This window comes from Octadecabacter arcticus 238, assembly GCF_000155735.2.
GTDB lineage: Bacteria > Pseudomonadota > Alphaproteobacteria > Rhodobacterales > Rhodobacteraceae > Octadecabacter > Octadecabacter arcticus.
In genome coordinates, this window is the sequence record NC_020908.1 from 1 (window position 1) to 19,719 (window position 19,719).

Here is a 19,719-nt window from a genome sequence, read left to right on the forward strand (position 1 = left end):
GTTTTTGTTGTGTAGGTGGAGTATTGGCTGACGGAACGTGATGGGGCGACAAGGGCGGTGGCAGCCGTCTGATAATATGTTTGGGACAGATTGGGACAAGATGACGAACGTGAACTGGGATCAAGTGAAGACGGACATGCGCTCGGCGATCGGGGTCGGTAACTTCAAGAACTGGATCGAACCGCTGTCGCTGGTCAGCACGTCCGAAGGCGTCGCGTATCTCGCGGCTCCAAATCCCTTTGTCGGCGATTATGTCGGCAAGACTTATGGCGATCAGATTATTTACCATCTCAACCGTCAGGGTCTGGCCGTTCAGCGTCTTGCGTTCGAAATCGAAGGCAAAGCCAACACTGCTGTAAATGACGCCGCCAAACCTGTTGTCCGCAAACCGACCAACACCTTGGTCGATGCGCAACCCGACCAGCGGTTCACCTTTGACAGCTTCGTCGTCGGTAAGCCGAATGAACTGGCACACGCGGCGTCCAAACGTGTCGCTGAAGGTGGTCCCGTCACATTTAACCCACTGTTTTTGTATGGTGGCGTTGGTCTTGGCAAAACCCACCTGATGCACGCCATCGCGCATGAGTTGGGCGAACGCCGCCCCGACCTGAACGTCCTGTATGTGTCAGCCGATCAGTTCATCTACCGCTTCATCTCAGCGCTGCGTGATCGCAAGATGATGGATTTCAAACAACATTTCCGGTCCGTTGATGTTTTGATGGTCGATGACATCCAGTTCCTTGAAGGCAAAGAATCCACGCAAGAGGAATTCTTCCACACCTACAACGCGCTTGCCGATCAGGGTAAACAGATGATCATCTCCGCAGATCGCGCACCCGGTGAAATTCGCGACCTGTCAGAACGCATCAAATCCCGTCTGCAATGCGGCCTTGTGGTCGATTTGCACCCAACAGATTATGAACTGCGCCTTGGCATCCTGCATGCCAAGCAAGAAATGTTTGTTAACGTCTATCCTGGCGTTGAAATCGCAACGGGCGTGCTGGAATTTCTGGCGCACCGCATTTCCAGCAACGTGCGTGTCCTGGAAGGCGCGCTCAATCGACTCTATGCGCTCGCGTCGATGGTCGGCCGCACCGTCACAGTTGAAATGGCGCAAGACTGCCTGTCCGACATCCTGCGCGCATCTGATCGCAAGCTCACAATTGAAGAAATCCAGCGCAAAGTCTCTGAACATTTCGACATCCGTCTGTCCGACATGCTTGGATCAAAACGCACCCGCACACTGGCGCGTCCACGTCAGGTTGCCATGTGGCTGTGCAAACGTCTGACCAGTCGCAGCCTGCCTGAAATTGGCCGCAAATTCGGCAAGCGCGATCACACCACGATCATGCACGGCGTGCGCAAAATTGATGAATTGCGCCAGTCCGACAGCCAGATTGCCGACGATCTGGAACTGCTCCGCCGCGCTCTGGAACATTAATGCTTGGGCGCCCTTGTCTTAGGGCGCCCGACACTTCACAAATTGCTTGTGAATAGGGTAGAAACGGGTAGTTTCGCATTTCCGACCCCATTGGGGCATCAAGGACGGAGACAGGGCTATGAAACTCAGCATCGAACGCGCATCACTGCTCAAAGCGGTGGCGCAAGCCCAATCAGTTGTGGAACGCCGCAACACCATTCCGATCCTGGCCAATGTGCTGATCGAAGCGAGCGGCGCTGAGGCGACGTTCCGCGCCACCGACCTCGATATCGAAGTCGTCGATAAAGCCACTGCAGTGGTCGAACGGGCAGGCTCCACGACCGTGTCCGCCGTGACGCTCAACGAAATTGTCCGCAAACTGCCTGACGGCGCGCTGGTGACATTGACCGAAGACAGCGCATCCGGCCGCCTGACAATCGAAGCGGGGCGGTCCAACTTCAGCCTCGCCACATTGCCCAAAGAAGACTTTCCCGTCATGGCGTCGTCCGATTACGCCACGAACTTCTCATGCCCGGCACCCGTGCTGCGCCGCCTGTTCGACAAATCCAAATTTGCGATCTCGACAGAAGAAACCCGCTACTACCTGAACGGCGTCTACATGCATGTCTCAGAATCCGACGGTGGCAAAGTTCTACGCTGCGTCGCCACGGATGGACACCGTCTTGCCCGCATCGATGCCGCTTTGCCCGAAGGCGCAGACGGCATGGCTGGAGTCATCGTGCCGCGCAAAACCGTCGGTGAGTTGCGCAAGCTGCTCGATGACGATGAGATGATGATTGCTGTGTCCGTGTCGGAAACCAAAGTCCGCTTCGCAACCCCCGACATCACCCTGACGTCCAAGGTTATTGACGGCACCTTCCCCGATTACACCCGCGTCATTCCACAAAACAACACCCGTAAAATGGAAGTCGACGCCGCAGAATTCGCCCGCGCCGTGGATCGCGTTGCAACCGTATCATCCGAGCGGTCCCGCGCGGTTAAACTACAGCTCGACGAAGACCGCTTGATCCTGTCCGTCAACGCACCTGATTCTGGCGCCGCCGAAGAAGAGCTTTCCGTGGCCTATGGTGATGAACGCCTTGAGATCGGCTTTAACGCGAAATATCTGCTCGAAATCGCCAGCCAAGTGGACCGTGAAAACGCCGTATTCATGTTCAATTCATCTGGAGACCCGACCCTGATGCGCGAAGGCAATGATACCAGCGCGATCTACGTCGTCATGCCGATGCGGGTGTAACTGCTGTCGGGTTTGAGTTGTATCTGCCAAGATGAAGGGCACAGGAACGTAAGAAGAGGCCGAACGTAATGTCAGGGCTTTTTCTGTCGCACCTAACCTTGTCGCACTTTCGATCCCACAAACGTGCCAAATTGGACCTCGACGGTCGCCCTATGGCGATCTACGGGCCCAACGGCGCGGGCAAAACTAACATTCTGGAAGCGGTATCAATCTTGTCGCCGGGCCGTGGCCTGCGCCGCGCAAGCTCAGAGGAGATGACGCGCAGGCCCGAGGCGCTGGGCTGGAAAGTCACCGCAGACCTGACATCCCTGAACAAGCGCCATGAGGTTGAAGCATGGTCCGAGAACGGCGCGTCCCGCCAGACTAAGATCGACGGCAAAGCGGCGGCGCAAACCGCCCTTGGTCGCATTGGCCGCGTTCTCTGGCTCATTCCCGCGATGGACCGCCTGTGGATTGAGGCTGCTGAAGGGCGGCGGCGGTTCTTGGACCGTGCCACGCTGAGTTTTGAACCCATGCATGCCGACGCTGCCTTGACCTACGAAAAAGCCATGCGCGAACGCAATAGGCTGCTCAAGGACATGGTGCGCGATGCCCATTGGTACACGGCCCTCGAACGGCAGATGGCCGACGCGGGGGCGCAAATCCACCGCAACCGGATGCAAGCAATCGATCTTTTGACTGACGCACAGCAGGCCGCGCAAACTGCTTTTCCAATTGCGCTGTTAACCCTCACCCACAGCGACCCCGTTTGTGACGCACCTGACGACCCTGCCGCGCTGCTCGCCGCGCTGGCAGGCAATCGCCCCCGCGACATGGCCGCAGGTCGCACGTTGATCGGCCCGCACCGCGCCGATCTGGGCGCGATCTTTGCCGCCAAAGACGTCCCTGCCAAAGATTGTTCCACAGGTGAGCAAAAGGCGTTGTTGATCTCCCTCATCCTTGCGAATGCCCGCGCACTGGCGGACGATTTTGGCGCACCGCCAATCTTGTTGCTTGACGAAGTTGCCGCCCATCTGGACGCCACACGCCGCGCCGCACTGTACTCGGAAATCACCGCACTCGGCGCGCAGGCCTTTATGACAGGCACCGGACCAGAACTGTTCGGCGAGCTGGGCACAGCCGCGCAATACGCCTATGTGACCGAAGAAAACGGCGTTTCACAGACCACACAAGTCTAGCCAAAACGACCGCCGCTGCCATGGGTGAATCCCCCAACAAAATATGGCTGTGCCGCGTGACATCCCGTGCCAAAACGCCTATAATTTGGTCTACATAACACAAAGGGTCCGTAATGACCGATGAGCAGCAGACGCCGGAAGAGTACGGCGCCGATTCTATCAAAGTTCTCAAGGGCTTGGAGGCTGTCCGCAAGCGTCCCGGCATGTATATCGGGGACACGGATGACGGGTCCGGCCTGCACCATATGGTGTACGAAGTCGTGGACAACGGCATCGACGAGGCGCTGGCCGGCCATGCGGACGCGGTGAACGTCAAAATCCACGACGACGGGTCGATTTCTGTCAGTGATAACGGTCGCGGAATTCCTGTCGGCATCCACGAAGGAGAAGGCGTCTCAGCGGCCGAGGTCATCATGACCCAGTTGCACGCTGGCGGCAAATTCGACAGCAATTCCTACAAAGTGTCCGGCGGTCTGCACGGCGTCGGCGTATCGGTTGTGAACGCGCTGTCGGACTACCTCGAATTGCGGATCTGGCGGAATGGCAAAGAACACTACGCACGGTTTGAGGGCGGATTTACCGTCAAGCATCTCGAAGTTGTTGCCGACTGCGGTGATCGGACAGGCACCGAGGTTCGCTTCCTTGCGTCGCTCGATACGTTCTCCAACCGCGACTTCTATTTTGAAACGCTGGAAAAACGCCTGCGCGAACTGGCATTCCTGAACTCCGGCGTGCGCATCATACTGACTGACGAACGCCCTGCCGAACACCTCGTCTCTGAGCTGTATTATGACGGTGGTGTTAAGGAGTTTGTCAAATACCTAGACCGCTCGAAAACCTCGATCCTGCCGGAACCAATCTATGTGATCGGCGAACGTGATGAGATCGTCGTCGAAGTCGCGATGTGGTGGAATGACAGCTACAACGAAATGGTTCTGCCATTCACCAACAACATCCCACAACGCGACGGCGGCACACACATGGCCGGTTTCCGCGCTGCCCTGACCCGCACAATCAACAACTACGCGCAGTCCAGCGGCATCGCGAAAAAGGAAAAGATCAGCTTTACGGGTGACGACGCCCGCGAAGGCCTGACTTGCGTGCTGTCCGTCAAAGTGCCGGACCCGAAATTTTCCAGCCAGACCAAAGACAAACTTGTGTCGTCAGAAGTGCGGCCCGCCGTCGAAAACATCATGAACGAAAAGCTGTCTGAATGGTTCGAAGAGAACCCGCAGATCGCCCGCATCGTGGTGTCTAAAATCGTCGAAGCCGCCCATGCCCGCGAAGCCGCCCGAAAGGCGCGCGACCTCACAAGGCGCAAAACCGCGATGGATGTGAATTTCCTGGCTGGCAAACTGAAAGACTGTTCCGAAAAAGATCCCTCCAAAACCGAAGTCTTCTTGGTGGAGGGCGACTCGGCTGGTGGGTCTGCCCAAACGGGTCGCGACCGCCAAACGCAGGCTATTTTGCCGCTCAAAGGTAAGATCCTGAACGTCGAACGCGCACGGTTTGACCGGATGCTCGGCTCTCAGGAAATCGGCAACCTTGTCATGGCGCTGGGTACGGGCATCGGGCGCGATGAATTCAACATCGACAAATTGCGCTACCACAAGATCGTCATCATGACCGACGCGGACGTTGACGGCGCGCACATTCGCACGCTGCTTTTGACCTTCTTCTTCCGCCAAATGCCCCAATTGATCGAACGTGGGCACCTCTATATTGCGCAACCGCCGCTCTACAAAGTTTCGCGCGGCAAGTCCGAGGTTTACCTCAAAGACCAAGCCGCGATGAACGACTACCTGACAGAACAGGGTGTCGAAGGTGCGATGTTGCGCCAAGGCAACGGTGAAGAAATCGGCGGTGCGGACCTGCGCCGTGTGGTTGATGAAGCGGGCCGTTTGAAACGCGTGCTTGATGCGTTCCCGACCCACTATCCACGCCATATCCTCGAACAGGCGGCCATTGCGGGCGCCTTTGTGTCCGGCGCGGTCGAGGCTGATTTGCAAGGTGTGGCCGACAAAGTTGCAGCGCGTCTCGACCTGATTGCGAATGAATGGGAGCGTGGCTGGCAAGGCCGCATTACGCAGGACAAAGGCATCCGTTTGGCCCGTATCCTGCGCGGCGTCGAAGAAGTCCGCACGCTTGACGGCCCGATGATGCGCTCTGGCGAGGCACGCAAATCGGGCACGTTCACCCAGCACTTACAAGACGTGTACAACACCCCCGCCACGCTGATCCGCAAAGACCGCGTGCAAAACATCTACGGGCCGCTGGATCTGCTTAAGGCCGTGCTCGAAGAAGGCGAACGCGGACTGTCCTTGCAGCGCTATAAGGGCTTGGGAGAGATGAACCCAAGCCAGTTGTGGGAAACCACGCTGGACCCCGACGCACGCACATTGTTGCAAGTGAAGGTCGACGATGTGGCCGAAGCCGACGATCTATTCACCAAGCTGATGGGCGACGTCGTGGAACCACGCCGAGAATTCATTCAACAGAATGCGCTCAACGTCGAAAACTTGGACTTTTAGAACCAAACCCGCAGGTGTTGGGCTTAACTGTCCAACACCTGCGCCATCACGCTTAAGAACCGCGCGACTTCGGCTTCTGAATTATAGTGGCACATTGATACGCGCACGGCCGCCGATTGCCCCAGTGGTGTCAGGATATTGCCGCTGTAGTGATCGGCCTTGCGCACGTGGGTTCGAACACCTTCCGCGTTCAACGCAGCGACAATATCTGCCGCCGCAACTCCGTCGGCCCAGAAACACACCAGCCCTTCACGCGCCGGATTATCGATGCCACCGACAATGTGAACACCTGCCAGCTCTGCCAATCCGCGCAGGTTTCCGGTCCCGTGCAGCATCGCATTAGTCAGCGTTTTCTCATGGGCTTTGATCGCAACACCTGCCGCTTCAATCCGGTCGCGCCGGGTTTCGCCGTCGCCGACCTGTCCACCCAGCCAGTCGAAATAATTTACGACATCGTGAAATGACGCATAGGCCCCCGTATCGCGGGTCCCGAATTCCCAGCTTGCGGTCGGTCCCCCCGCCAGCTGTTCTGGCCCCAATGCGGTCAAACGATCACTGACCCATGCCACCCCGTATCCATGGCGCGAAAAGACTTTGTATGGCGAGATCACGTAGCCATCGACGTCCGCCGCGACGAGGTCCACCAGACCGTGTGACGCGTGCTGGATGCCGTCAACAATGATGAAACATTCAGGCGCAACCGCGCGAATCGCAGCAGAAATCGCGACCACATCCATGCCCATTCCCGTCACCGGTGACGTGTGCAGGATTGTCGCGACGCAAGTGTCAGGCGTCACCGCCGCAGCGTAGGCGTCCGCGCTCACAAGACCAAGCGCATCATCATGCGACACCAACCGATAATCGCGATCCAGTTTTTCCGCCCAATGCGCCATAGCAGATCGCGACGCCGGATGTTCCACAGTCGATCCCAAAAGCACCCCACCGGATGTGCCAGCCACTGCGGTGCGGATCAACCGGAACAACAATTCCGTCCCGCTCTCGCCGACAAAAACCTGCCCGCCAGATGCACCGAGCCAGTCCATCGCGGCCACCTTGCTGTCGCGAATGATGTCCATCAGCGCGTGCGCCGCCGGATTGTCACGCCCTTGGTTGTCCGGTATCGCCGCGAACTTCGCAGAGGTTTCCACCGCCGCATTCAGCGTCAAAGCCCCACCGGCGTTCTCGAAAAACACCCGCGACCCTTGGAACGGGCAGGTGTCCACATGGGCGAATTTTCCACGGATCTCAGTGAGCAGGGCAGGCGTAATCATAGGCGGTCTCCTTTGGGCCGACTTCACCCCAATTCCTCGCCAATGACTAGGCCCTTTTTGACCTCGTCACGTATCGCCCAAGCCCTGTTCAGCCCATATCAATGAATTCGGCAACTTCCACTGATCCACTGCCGTCGACAACCATCGGATTGCCCGCCGCATGTTTGCAGGCGGACGCGTAATTGTTGGCCTCAACGATCGTGTAACCTGACACAGGGTTGGCGCCGCCGTTGTCCACATGGCCCGCCGAACTCACGGTGTGCGACTGCCCGACTGGCGCCCCGCCGTCGACCACAGCCGCGCCCATCGACTGATACCAAGTATCCCACGCCGCCATCGCTTTCGCGCCTTCTTCAGGCGTCTCAGGCATTCCGCCACCATGGTAAATCATCAAATATTTTGGCATTTTTAGTCCTCCCAGTGTGTGAAGGCACTATTTAACGCCCAAAACGCTGAGTCGTGCAAGGTTCGCTCACCTCAACCGGCAGCTGGACCGATGTGCATTTCACCGCGCGCCTTAACCAATGCGATCTGCTTTTGCCGCTCACGAAACCGCTCTTTGTCATGCTCTGTGGTTTCACCCGCGCACTGATGGCATGACACGCCTTCTTGATAGTCGGGCAATGCGCAGTCATCGGGCATCAATGGGCGGCGGCAGGCGTAACACAAAATATGTGGACCCTCTTCCAGCCCGTGTCCGACGGACACCCGCGCATCAAATACAAAACATGACCCGTCCCATGTGCTCTGGTCCGCCGGCACATCTTCGAGGTATTTCAGGATACCACCCTGCAGGTGGTACACATCCTCAACACCTTGACTGATCAGATAATTCGTCGACTTTTCGCAGCGAATACCGCCAGTGCAGAACATCGCAATCCGCTTGTTGTGAAACCGGTCTTTGTTGGCTTCCCACCACGCCGGAAACTCGCCAAAGCTGCTGGTCATTGGATCGATCGCACCGTCAAACGTGCCAATTGCGACTTCATAATCGTTGCGTGTATCAATCACCGCCACATCCGGCGATGCGATCAACTCGTTCCAATCTGTGGCTGTCACATAGCGGCCGACGCTCGCCGTCGGGTCCACATCCGGCTGCCCCATCGTCACGATTTCACGCTTGATGCGCACCTTCATGCGGTTGAACGGCGCAACACTCGCCGCGCTCTCTTTCCACTCAAGCCCAGCGCACCCCGGCAATCCGCAAATATGGCGCAACGCCGTCTCGACGCCTGCACGTGGTCCGGCAATCGTGCCGTTGATCCCTTCGGGCGCCAACAGCAACGTGCCCATGACATCGCCCGCAGTGCAGACAGCCAAAAGCGGCCCCTTTAATGCGACAGGGTCGTCAAATGCGGTGAAATGATAAAGAGCGACGACAGTATACATGGCCGCCCATTACGCCGTTGCATGGATCGCATCAAGCGTTACCCTAACACCACATATATCGGAAAGTCCTAGCCATGACCCACTCCCTTCTCGTCATCGATGTCCAAAACGACTTCTGCCCGAAAGGTACGCTCGCCGTCACCAATGGCGACGAGATTGTCAAAGGCATCAACGCCCTGATGCCCGATTTCGATGCGGTGATCTTGACGCAAGACTGGCACCCAGCTGGCCATTCATCCTTCGCAACGTCCCACGACGCCGACCCGATGAGCGTTATCCAAATGCCCTACGGCGCCCAAGTCCTGTGGCCTGATCATTGCATCATCGGCACGTCTGGCGCGCAATTTCACCAAGACCTGAACGTCGATCACGCCGACATGTTGATCCGCAAAGGCTACAATGCGAAAATCGACAGCTATTCTGCGTTCTTCGAGAATGACCACCAAACCCCAACCGGATTAGAAGGCTATCTGCGCACGCGCGGCATCGACACGCTGACACTGGTCGGCCTCGCCACCGACTTCTGCGTCAACTACTCGGCGGTAGACGCGGCCAATCTGGGGTTTGACGTGACCGTGCGCATGGACTTGTGCCGCGCAATTGATTTTGACGGATCATTGGCGGCAGCGGTCGAGGGGATGAAAAACGCTGGTGTGACCATCGCGTGACGGTAGTTTAGCCCGCTAAAAGTTCATCGCATCAGTGACAGGTGAAAAGCCCTGCCCATCGACATAAAGCATTGACCAGTCGCCGAAATAACGAACTGTAATGGCTTTTTCTGCGATGACCTCAAGGTCACTGTTGCGGCCATCTTTTTGGATAGTCTCAATTAGGTTTTGGACACTTTCATGCTTGCCCTCGAGGCACTGACAAAATTTTTCGCCATCGAATGCTAGCGCACCCGTAATCTTATTTTCTATGTTTGCCTCGGACGAACGCGTCGCTATTTCATAAACGTCGGCCGCACTAATGTCCGCGTAAGCTGTACTATGAGACCTCTGCATAAGTCTGGGATTCCCCTGAAGGTTTAATTTTGCTATTTTAAAGCCATGCAGAAGCCATTTTCCACACAACCCGAACTCTTCATTACCAGCGCTGATCTTGAGCATGCGAGCCTGCAAGGGTTGGACGGTGCCGAGGCGATTTTGGACTGGGTAAAGCTCGAACAAATCATGGCCGAAATCTATGCCAGCAAGACTGGCCGCCCGAGCTATCCATTGCTGACTTTACTCCGCGCGTCATTGCTGGGCATCTGATATCGCTTGAGTGATGCTGAGCTGTCTCTGTCCCTGTTTCGCGATCTGTTGTTCAGGAAATTCTGTCACCTCGAATTGGGTGGGGATGTCCCTGACGCCACTACCATTGGGCGCTTTCGGGCGAGGTTGATGGAACTGGGCCTGTGGGAGGTTTTACTGGGCGAAGTGAACCGCCAACTTGAAGCAAAACATATCATCATGACTGAAGGTCGCATCAATATCATCGATGCCACTCCGGTTGAAGCGGCGCAGTCAGGGTACGGCAAAGACGCCAATGATGAACCCACGCGCGACAAGGATGCGGGCTGGCACGTAAAGGCCGACAGTCGCGGTAATATAAAGTCCACCTACGGCTACTCGGTCCACACTGGCGTCGACGAAGATGGCTTCATCCACCGCCAAACGGTCACACCAAGCAATGCCCATGACAGTACCGAACGGGACACGCTATTGCTGGGCGACGAGGCGGCGCTTTACGCGGATGCCGCCTATTCTTTGCAAGCCACACGCGAAAAATTGGCGCAGTTTGGTATTGATGATCAAGTGCAGCGCAAGGGCTATCGGGGCCACCCTTTGTCCAAAGCGGATTTGGTCCGCAACAAAGAGATTGCCGTGATCCGCTCCGGCGGCGAGCGCCCCTTTGCCACCTATAAATCCCGCTATGGATTGGCTCGAACGCGGCTGATGGGGCTGGCTAAAAACCTGACCCTGTTCGGTCTGGCAGCCATCGCCCATAATATCGCGAAGGGGGCAAAGTTCTTGGCGCTCTACGGCCTGCCAGACCCGGAACCCACTGGATAAGTGCGACCAAAATCAAAAAATAACGCCTGAAACCCAACGCTACAGACACCTAAGAGCGTAAACACAGGCAGCTTTTGGAAACACATGACCAACGGGAACCCAAACAACAGGTTATGCTGAGGTCTCACTATAATATAATAATCTTAACATTGAATAATATTGCCCCCAAAACAGTCTATTCCATAATAAAGTAACTCCCAAGGACCCCATCGGATATCGGGTTTTGTGTTGCCCTTGCGACGTTAGAGCCGAGCGATGATCTGTTGTGGTGATAGGGTGAGTGTTTCGAGGATATTGCCCCCGTGTTTTCTGACCGTCGAGATGACGGATCTGATGTCAGCGAAGACCTGCGCGCCCTCGAGGGTGCGGAAAGTTCCCGAGATTTTCATGCGCAACTTCATCATGCGCAGGTCCCGTTCGGCCTGATTGTTGGTGAAGGGAACTGTGAAGTCCGTAAGGAACCTTAGGACGTCATCACGGTAGTCGCGCAAGCGGACCAGAAGGTTATGGCCTGGCCGCCTGGCTTTTCGGCCTCGCGCACCAGTGCGTCTAGCCAGTGGGTCTTGTCGCTCATGGAAGGCGAGGCCCTCGGTGAGGATCGCCATGTATTTGGTGAGGATGTCGTGGTGAACCGACGTGGGGAGTTCGGTCTCGCCTCGCCCCTGAGCCGCGCACTTGAGCTGATTGGCGCTGTTGAGCAGCACGCTCATCGCGCACGCCCACGGCTCCTTTTCGATTTCTTCGATGGCCTTGAGTTCCCGTAAATGATGCGCCCCGCACAGGGCGTGCGCGTCCACCCCACTCATATGGGCGTAATAGGACTTCCAGTGGTCATGAACAATTGTCCCGCCGGTCAGGAAGGATGGAACAGCACCGCGCTTGGCGCTGATGCGATAATGCGTGAAGGCGAGATCGCTGATTGAGTGCAGCCAGTGCAGCTTACCATCAACACGAAGTCCGGTCTCATCCAGATGCCGAACGCCGCCTTCATTGAGCCGGGCCAGAATGTGTTCGACGACGCCACCCAAGGTACGCGCTGTGCCGTTCACCCAGTTGGTCACGCTGGCCGCGCATAGGCTGGTGGCACCAAACAAATCACGCAGGAGTTGGCAGACCCGATCCTCGGGGATCAGCTGCTGAACATTGCAGTAGACCGCCGCCGCCCGAATGCGCTTACCGTATTGCACGTGTGCATTCACGCCATCGGGAAAGGTGGCTGTCGTCGTGGCTCGGCAATGGCCACAACAATAAATCGCTGCCTGATGCTCTGTGACCTCCAGACGCGGCACCGGTATGTCATAAACCTGACGCCTCTCCACCGCCTTGATCATCCCAGCCGTCAAGCCATGCTGACAGGTGCCACAGGCCTCAGCCTCATGTCGCTCCACAAAGTCAGGCGTTGCTGTCTGACGTAGGGTGTCGCCTCGGTGGCCAACTTGGCCACCACTTTTCTTACCGGACTTACCACGCAGGCTACGCGGTACCGGCTTCTTCAACCCATCACTCGAAGGCGGCTTGCTGCTATTACTGCTGTTCTTGGCCAACTGACGCCGCAGATCCGCATTCTTTTGCGCCATGCTCGCCAACGCGGCTTCCAACTCGGCGATCCTGCGCAGAGCCGTGGCGAGGAGTTGTTCAAGAGCAGTAACTTGGTCCATTCCACCAATGATTCAGAGAAATCGTCACAGCGCCACGAAATTCAGACCACAACAGAAAATTCATGCGCCTAATGGCCAAGGAGACTCACATCAAAACTGACAAAAACCCGTTATCGGCTGGGGTGCTTGGGAGTTACTAATAAACTATAATTAGATTGACAGCGGCGTTATGCAAATGTTTCGACAGTTGCATTGTTTACAGATCGAACAAATGTCACCGCTGACAGACCAATTTTCAGCGGCCAAAAAAGCCGCACCAGTCTATACGTCTTCGCCGTAACCCTATGGAAATAGGGCGAACCCCAATCTTCACCCGCGGCGCCGATTCTGTCTGGGTTCCTACCATCTTGGCTGCGACAATTCACCACCGATTACGTCCTTGCATGCACTGTCCGCCATCCCAAATGGCCGTTCTCACCGCCCAGATCGGTCGGGCTGTTATTCCCAAGCCGGCCAACCCATTGGCATGCAAAACCGCCCCAATCACGCGCCGCATCCCCATCTTATCATCCCTTTACCCGCACCGCCCGCTTTGCTCTAACGGGCGCAACAGAATTTGGAGCCTACTCATGGTCGACATCGCAACCCGCGTCTGGAACCACAAATGGAAGATCGACCCGATCGTCCGCTCCCTCATCGACACGGATTTCTATAAACTGCTGATGTGCCAGTCGGTGTTTCGCAACAAACCCGACACCCAAGTCACGTTTTCGCTGATCAACCGGTCCAAATCTATCCGCTTGGCCGATCAAATCGACGAAGGTGAATTGCGCGAACAACTAGACCACGTCCGCTCCCTCTCTCTGACGCGCGGTGAATCCACTTGGATGCGCGGAAACACCTTTTACGGCAAACGTTCCATGTTCAGCCCTGAATTCATGGATTGGTTCGAAGACTTGCGCCTGCCGCCCTACCACCTCGAAAAACACGACGGCCAATATGAACTGACGTTTGAAGGCTCATGGCCCGAGGTCATGCTCTGGGAAATTCCGGCGCTCTCGATCCTGATGGAACTGCGTGGCCGCGCCGTCCTTGGTAATATGGGGCGGTTCGAACTCGAAATCCTTTACGCCCGCGCTATGACGAAACTCTGGGAAAAGGTCGAAAAACTCCGCCCACTGGATGACCTGCGCGTCGCTGATTTCGGCACCCGCCGCCGCCACAGCTTCCTGTGGCAGGACTGGGCGGTTCAGGCCATGCGCGAGGGCTTGGGCGACAATTTCACTGGCACCTCCAACTGCCTGATTGCCAAAAACCGTGACCTCGCCGCCATCGGCACCAATGCCCACGAACTGCCCATGGTCTACTCCGCATTGGCCAAAGACGACGCAACTCTGGCCCGCGCGCCCTACGACGTCTTGTCGGACTGGCAAGACGAACACGACGGCAACCTGCGCATCATCCTGCCCGACACCTACGGCACGCAAGGTTTCCTCGACAATGCCCCCGATTGGCTGGCGGGCTGGACAGGCATCCGGGTTGACAGCGGCGACCCCGCAACAGGTGCCGAACGTGCGATCAACTGGTGGAAATCGCGCGGTGAAGACCCGCGCGACAAACTGGTGATCTTCAGTGACGGGCTCGACGTCGATAAAATCGTCGCCCTCCACAAACAATTTCAGGGCCGCACCCGCGTGTCATTCGGTTGGGGCACCATGCTCACCAACGACTTCAAAGGCCTCACACCCGGCGACACACTCGCCCCGTTCTCCCTCGTCTGCAAAGCCGTATCAGCCAACGGTCAACCAACCGTTAAACTCAGCGATAATCCCAACAAAGCCATGGGACCGCTTGAAGAAATCGAACGCTACAAACGGGTGTTCGGGGTCGGAGAACAGGAACGGTTGCAGGTTGTCGTCTAAGTCCGACGCGCTCATCCTCGTTGCACAAAACCCATCCGCACCGAACGCTGTCTTCAAATCTTGATAACGCCTCCTGCCTAAGGTCCGACGTTGCATTCGTCCCCTTTCAGGAGCAATCATGTCCGACACATCCCACATCCTCGGTTTGCCCTATATTCAACCCGCCCAAGCCCAAAAACACGTCACCCACAACGAAGCGCTCCGTGTTCTGGATGCGCTGGTTCAACTGTCCGTTGAAGATCGTGACCAAACCGCGCCACCCGCGACCCCGACCAGCGGTGACCGTCATATCGTGGCCGCAAACGCCAGCGGTGACTGGACTGGACAGGACGGGTCCATTGCCGTTTACGAGAACGCGGCTTGGGCGTTCTACGCGCCCCAAAACGGGTGGCAAGCTGTGGTTCGCGCAGAAGGTATGATGCTCATCTTTAACGGCTTGGACTGGGTAGGGTCCGCAATTGACGCATCGGCGCTTCAGAACGTGAACGGCGTTGGGATTAACACCACAGCGGACGACGTGAACCGTCTTGCAGTCTCAGCGGATGCGACGCTTCTATCCCATAACGGCAGTGATCACCGCGTTGTCGTCAACAAAGATGCACCAACGGATACGGCGAGCCTTCTGTTTCAAACCGGCTATTCCGGTCGCGCAGAAATGGGTACAGCAGGGGGCGATGATTTCTCGATCAAAGTCAGCAACGAATCGATGTCTTGGAACACGGCCCTGACCTTGGATGGCGCCACAGGTCGTGCGGAATTTCCGTCCGGTGCGCAGGTTGCGTGCCGCGTTGATATTGGTGGTCGCGTTTATTGTTACACGGACAATCGCTGGGTCACCCACCACCCGGCTTTCGGCGCTCAAACCGAAAACGTATTCAGCAATGGCGGAACTGACGCAGAGCCTACAAAGTCATGGGCAAATATGTCGGTCTTGGTGGCCCAAAAAAGCCGCCTCACAACGTTGGAGGTCGCTCTGCGGCCAAGCTCGACAGAAATAACGGGCTATGATTTGCGCGTCTATTTCCAAACAGGTCCTTGGGGCGCTGGTTGGACGTCTAATGGAAGCGTAACGCGCACGCTTCTTGGGTCAGTTGACAGTGCGACCGTCGCCGATGGCTTCAATCGCGTTACCGTCGATCTGGGCGACTACGAGGTTTCAGATGATGGATTCGTGGTGGTGTTTATGCGCCCTATCGGAACAATTTCTGCGACGCGTTACCTTTATACCTCGATGTTCCTGACCTACTTATCGCCGTCCTGATGCGCCACACTGCGGGTGGATCAATCCACGATCTTCCCCCGCAGGCTCTTTACCTCGCCGCGCTGCTTTTTTGCATCCACCCGCTTGCGTTTCTGGTTCAAAGACACCCGCGTCTTTACCCGTCGCTTGGACACAAACAGTGCCGCCCGTATCATATCCGCCAGCCGCTCCCGTGCGATCTCGCGGTTGCGCGCCTGTGACCGCGTGTCCTGCACGAACAAAATCACCGCACCGTCGCCCGTCCATTTGCGCCCCGCCAGCCGTTTTAGCCGCGTCTTCACTGGACCGGTCAGCGCAGGCGATCGCGCCGCCTCGAATCGCAGTTCCACCGCCGTCGAAACCTTGTTGACGTTCTGCCCGCCGGGGCCGGACGCGCGCACGAATTGCTCGGTCAGCTCCCAGTCCTCAATTTCGATTGAATCATTAATGCGAAGTCCCATTTCGCACCATCCCACTTTTGTACAAACCAGACAAACCCCTGTTTGAGTTTTGTACAAATTCGATTGGTTTCAACGAAAAAGGGCCACCCTGCATGGCAAGGCGGCCCTTCGAAAGTTCAGGAGGTGTGGCCGGTTAGAGCGCAATCCGAAGAGTGCACGCCGTTAAGAAGCGCGGTCTCACCTATGGTCATTCGCATCCAAGGTTTGCCCTAGACACGGCCCCCCATAGTTGTCCCGTCACACGTCTCCACTATCTTTCTAGACACTGGATCACCTCCTTCCGTTTGTTTCTGTTAAGGATAGAAAACCACAAGTTGTGGTAATCTCCAAAGGAAAAATGACTAACCCTAGTTGGACTGTGTCATTCGTCCAACAATTAGGCGGAATGGTAGCAGGGCCATGAGCGCAATGGTCAGCTTCACGCCCCAGTCCGCCACGGCCAGTGAAACCCAGAGCGGCGCGTCCGGTCCAGCAAGCAAGAATGGCACCACATCCCATGCCCATGAAATCTCTGCATCGGCATTGGCACCAAATGAGATCAACCCACTGAATGCAATGGCGAAAAACAGTGCCGTGTCGATGGTCGACCCGATCAATGTCGATGCCAAAGGCGCGCGCCACCACGCCCCGTCACGCAGCCGTTGAAAGATCGCCACGTCGATCAATTGCGCCACCAAGAACGCCGTCGCGGACCCAACCGCCACACGAAGCGCCACGGCAGGAAATTCAAATCCGTCGCCTTGGATCATGATCTGGCTGCCAATCAACGAACAGACGACACCGAAAATAAAACCAATGAAAACAACGCGCCGCGCCGTGGCTGCGCCATAAACGCGGTTCATCACGTCAGTGACAAGGAACGCTAGCGGGTAGGAAAATGCACCCCAAGTCAGCAATCCGTCAAGGATCAGAAACTGCACAAGGATGTTAGAAGCCACCACAACGATGGCCATGGCGAACACGCCAGGAAGAATTCGGGTCATAATATCAATCCGTTTTGACAAGGTAGTCGGACACTTGGCCCTTCAGAATAAAGGTCGCCGACCTAGTGCGGCGCGGCGTCCCGCTTGTCAATGGATCCGTTTCGTCACTCGCTTTGGGCGACCGCCAAACACTGTCCGGGTAAGCGCGCCATGGTCAGCGGACCCCGCGGTGCGCGTGGCGTTGCGTTGGGATCAGCGGGCGTCGGAGGTGGTGGATTTAGAATGTCATTCACCCAATTTTGCGCATCTGCACATCCGTCACCAGCGGGCGGAGGCGCTTGATCCTCACATCCTGTGTTCCCGTCAGGACACCGGAGCCGCACGTGAAAATGGTAATGATGTCCGTGCCATGGCCGAATTCTATTCAACCACGCGCGATCACCGGTTTCCCAGTTGCACATCGCAACCTTCGCACCGGGGAATACGAAAATCCGTGCCGTACGCGGGTCACTTGCCGCCGCGCGCAGCAGCTGCATGTGTTGTTCTGTCCAGCTCGAATTGGTAAACGCACCGCGCTCACGGCGCATGGAAATAGAAGACAGGTCTTCGCGTTCTTGGCGGTTCAGGGTCAAACGGTCGGGCGGTAACATCCAGATATCGGCGTCCAGACCGGTCTGGTGTGACGCATGGCCCGTCAACATCGGCCCGCCGCGTGGCTGGCTCATATCGCCGACATAAATTCCGTCCCAACCGTTCATCGTCGCGGCAAAGCGGCTAAGGTCCTGAATGAAATCGACCGTCTCAGGTTGCGCCCAATTGCGGTTGCGCGACAGACGCATCGCCTGCCATGTCGCACCGGTTTCCGGCAATTGCACAGCGCCGGCCTGACACCCACGGGCGTAGCCACCAAACGCCTCGGACCGTTGGTTTGACGCAGTGGGAATATAGCCAAACACCTCTTTTGCGACGCGAATGTCGCCTGCGTTCTGCGTTGAAATCACCGCCGTAGCAGCCGCTGCTTGGCTAACGTCGGTGTTGCGGCAACTGGCGGTCAACGCCAATGCTGCGACCAAAATACTCGTTCTGACTATGCCGACCATTCGTCGTGATCTCCTTGTGGCTTAACCCACCGTAGCAGAAGCAACCCAGCCAAGAAAAGAAAGATCACAGGCAAAAAGCCGAGCTGGTTGTTGTTGGTCAGATAGGTAAACAGCGTGATGAACGCAGGGGCCAAGAACGCCGTCGCCTTGCCTGACAACGCGAACAATCCGAACGCTTCTGCGGGGCGTTCAGGGTGCGTATGGCGCACCATCATGGATCGGCTGGCCGTATAAACAGCACCACCTGCGCCACCAATCACTGCACCACAGACGTAGAAAATGATGTCCGGAATAGACGACCCTTGGGCCAAGGGAATTCCAAATAGCGCCTCACGCGACATGCCGACTATGATGATGCTCACGACGATCAACGCCCAAACGGACACGCGGATCACGGGCTTTGGACCATACCTTTCGTCTGCCAGTCCCGCCAGCCACGTGGTGATCGCCGCCGCAATCGCCGCGACGATTCCGAACACGCCAATATAGATCGTCGACCAGTCCAAAACCAAGGCCGCATAGACCCCGCCAAATGCATAAAGCGCGTTTAGGGCGTCGCGGTAAAACATCGACCCGATCAGGAAATTTAGCAGACTTTTACGGTCCCTCACCGACTTGATCGTTGTCCATAATTCGCCCGCAACAGATCCCATATTGGTGGGCTTGCCGCCGAGTTTTGGATCGTCACGCACCCATAGGAAAAACGGAATCATGAAGATCGCGAACCAGATCGCAATCATTGGCCCGACGGACCGCGTGCCTTCACGCATGTCTGGGTCCAACCCGAACAGGGGCGGATTGCCCAATAATGTCACGCCCTGATCGTTTTCGGCGAGCAGCAACAACATCACAAACAACGCCGTCACGCCGCCCCAATATCCGAACGCAGCACCCGATCCGCTGATGCGGCTAATTTGTTCTTTGGTGCCAAGGCTGGGCAGGATCGCATTGGTAAAATTCAGCGCTGATTCAGCGGCGATGAAACCAACATAGAAAATCACCAACATCCAGATCAGGTTTCCACCATCTGGCGTCAGCCCCCACAGCATGGTCATGGCAATCACGTAGACGACGGAAAAGAACGCAATCCACGGCATTTTTCGCCCTGAATTGTCCGCAAAGGCCCCAAGAAACGGCGCTGAAAATGCGATGATCAAACCCGCAACCGTCTGTCCGCCCGACCAAATGCCCTGCGCGCGTGAGTTTGCAGTATCAACATCCAGTCCAGAGCTCAGATAATATTCCGCCGCAACGGCCGCGAAATACGGGCCAAAAATAAACGTCAAACCCAGTGTATAAAACGGCTGACTGGCCCAATCAAACGCCATCCAACCCCAAATACGTCTCTTAGATACTGCCGCCATGAACCCG

Annotated in this window: 16 protein-coding genes and 1 pseudogene; 8 read left to right on the forward strand and 9 right to left on the reverse strand. The window is 56.7% G+C overall.

Annotation, left to right across the window (positions count from 1 at the left end; all coding sequences use genetic code 11):
- Window positions 1-100: 100 nt before the first annotated feature.
- From dnaA to gyrB, 4 genes are all read left to right on the forward strand, one after another.
- On the forward strand, window positions 101-1,441 hold the full coding sequence (gene dnaA, locus OA238_RS00005) for a chromosomal replication initiator protein DnaA (protein WP_015493519.1): 1,341 nt from the start codon (window positions 101-103) through the stop codon (window positions 1,439-1,441).
- A 118-nt stretch (window positions 1,442-1,559) separates the two neighbouring features.
- Window positions 1,560-2,678: a DNA polymerase III subunit beta gene (gene dnaN, locus OA238_RS00010; protein WP_015493520.1), complete on the forward strand. Its 1,119-nt coding sequence runs from the start codon at window positions 1,560-1,562 to the stop codon at window positions 2,676-2,678.
- 68 nt (window positions 2,679-2,746) lie between these two features.
- Complete coding sequence (recF, locus tag OA238_RS00015) at window positions 2,747-3,856, forward strand: DNA replication/repair protein RecF (RefSeq protein WP_015493521.1); 1,110 nt, start codon at window positions 2,747-2,749, stop codon at window positions 3,854-3,856.
- Window positions 3,857-3,969: 113 nt separating this feature from the next.
- The gene (gene gyrB, locus OA238_RS00020; protein WP_015493522.1) at window positions 3,970-6,387 is read left to right on the forward strand and encodes a DNA topoisomerase (ATP-hydrolyzing) subunit B; all 2,418 of its coding nucleotides are present in this window, start codon (window positions 3,970-3,972) and stop codon (window positions 6,385-6,387) included.
- A gap of 23 nt (window positions 6,388-6,410) precedes the next feature.
- Here gyrB and OA238_RS00025 read toward each other — a convergent pair whose 3' ends face one another.
- From OA238_RS00025 to trhO, 3 genes are all read right to left on the reverse strand, one after another.
- On the reverse strand, window positions 6,411-7,658 hold the full coding sequence (locus OA238_RS00025; RefSeq protein WP_015493523.1) for an aminotransferase class V-fold PLP-dependent enzyme: 1,248 nt from the start codon (window positions 7,656-7,658) through the stop codon (window positions 6,411-6,413).
- Between the two features lie 88 nt (window positions 7,659-7,746).
- Entirely contained in the window at window positions 7,747-8,064 is a 318-nt protein-coding gene (locus OA238_RS00030; RefSeq protein WP_015493524.1) for a YciI family protein, read from the reverse strand.
- Window positions 8,065-8,135: 71 nt separating this feature from the next.
- Window positions 8,136-9,047: an oxygen-dependent tRNA uridine(34) hydroxylase TrhO gene (gene trhO, locus OA238_RS00035; protein ID WP_015493525.1), complete on the reverse strand. Its 912-nt coding sequence runs from the start codon at window positions 9,045-9,047 to the stop codon at window positions 8,136-8,138.
- Window positions 9,048-9,121: 74 nt separating this feature from the next.
- Here trhO and pncA point away from each other — a divergent pair, with 74 nt between their 5' ends.
- Window positions 9,122-9,715, forward strand: a complete 594-nt coding sequence (gene pncA, locus OA238_RS00040; RefSeq protein WP_015493526.1) for a bifunctional nicotinamidase/pyrazinamidase — start codon at window positions 9,122-9,124, stop codon at window positions 9,713-9,715.
- 15 nt (window positions 9,716-9,730) lie between these two features.
- Here pncA and OA238_RS00045 read toward each other — a convergent pair whose 3' ends face one another.
- Window positions 9,731-10,156: a BLUF domain-containing protein gene (locus OA238_RS00045; RefSeq protein ID WP_083906600.1), complete on the reverse strand. Its 426-nt coding sequence runs from the start codon at window positions 10,154-10,156 to the stop codon at window positions 9,731-9,733.
- Here OA238_RS00045 and OA238_RS00055 point away from each other — a divergent pair.
- Window positions 10,097-11,104: pseudogene (locus OA238_RS00055) on the forward strand (IS5 family transposase). The gene OA238_RS00045 and the pseudogene OA238_RS00055 overlap by 60 nt on opposite strands.
- Window positions 11,105-11,346: 242 nt before the next feature.
- On the opposite strand, the gene tnpC reads toward OA238_RS00055, so the two are convergent.
- Complete coding sequence (tnpC, locus tag OA238_RS00060) at window positions 11,347-12,762, reverse strand: IS66 family transposase (RefSeq protein WP_015493529.1); 1,416 nt, start codon at window positions 12,760-12,762, stop codon at window positions 11,347-11,349.
- Between the two features lie 569 nt (window positions 12,763-13,331).
- Between tnpC and pncB the strand changes: the two genes are divergently transcribed.
- Window positions 13,332-14,624, forward strand: a complete 1,293-nt coding sequence (gene pncB, locus OA238_RS00065) for a nicotinate phosphoribosyltransferase (RefSeq protein WP_015493530.1) — start codon at window positions 13,332-13,334, stop codon at window positions 14,622-14,624.
- Window positions 14,625-14,742: 118 nt separating this feature from the next.
- Window positions 14,743-15,885, forward strand: a complete 1,143-nt coding sequence (locus OA238_RS28480) for a DUF2793 domain-containing protein (protein WP_015493531.1) — start codon at window positions 14,743-14,745, stop codon at window positions 15,883-15,885.
- A gap of 20 nt (window positions 15,886-15,905) precedes the next feature.
- Here OA238_RS28480 and arfB read toward each other — a convergent pair whose 3' ends face one another.
- The 4 genes from arfB to OA238_RS00090 all read right to left on the reverse strand — a co-directional run bounded on the left by arfB (window position 15,906) and on the right by OA238_RS00090 (window position 19,712).
- Window positions 15,906-16,325 (reverse strand): alternative ribosome rescue aminoacyl-tRNA hydrolase ArfB, encoded by a 420-nt coding sequence (gene arfB, locus OA238_RS00075; RefSeq protein ID WP_015493532.1) that lies wholly within the window; start codon window positions 16,323-16,325, stop codon window positions 15,906-15,908.
- A gap of 347 nt (window positions 16,326-16,672) precedes the next feature.
- On the reverse strand, window positions 16,673-17,308 hold the full coding sequence (locus OA238_RS00080) for a queuosine precursor transporter (protein ID WP_015493533.1): 636 nt from the start codon (window positions 17,306-17,308) through the stop codon (window positions 16,673-16,675).
- A 104-nt stretch (window positions 17,309-17,412) separates the two neighbouring features.
- A complete protein-coding gene (gene mepA, locus OA238_RS00085) occupies window positions 17,413-18,348 on the reverse strand; it encodes a penicillin-insensitive murein endopeptidase (protein ID WP_015493534.1) in 936 nt (311 codons plus the stop codon).
- On the reverse strand, window positions 18,336-19,712 hold the full coding sequence (locus OA238_RS00090) for an MFS transporter (RefSeq protein ID WP_015493535.1): 1,377 nt from the start codon (window positions 19,710-19,712) through the stop codon (window positions 18,336-18,338). Before OA238_RS00090 ends, mepA begins: the two co-directional genes overlap by 13 nt.
- Window positions 19,713-19,719 lie beyond the last annotated feature (7 nt).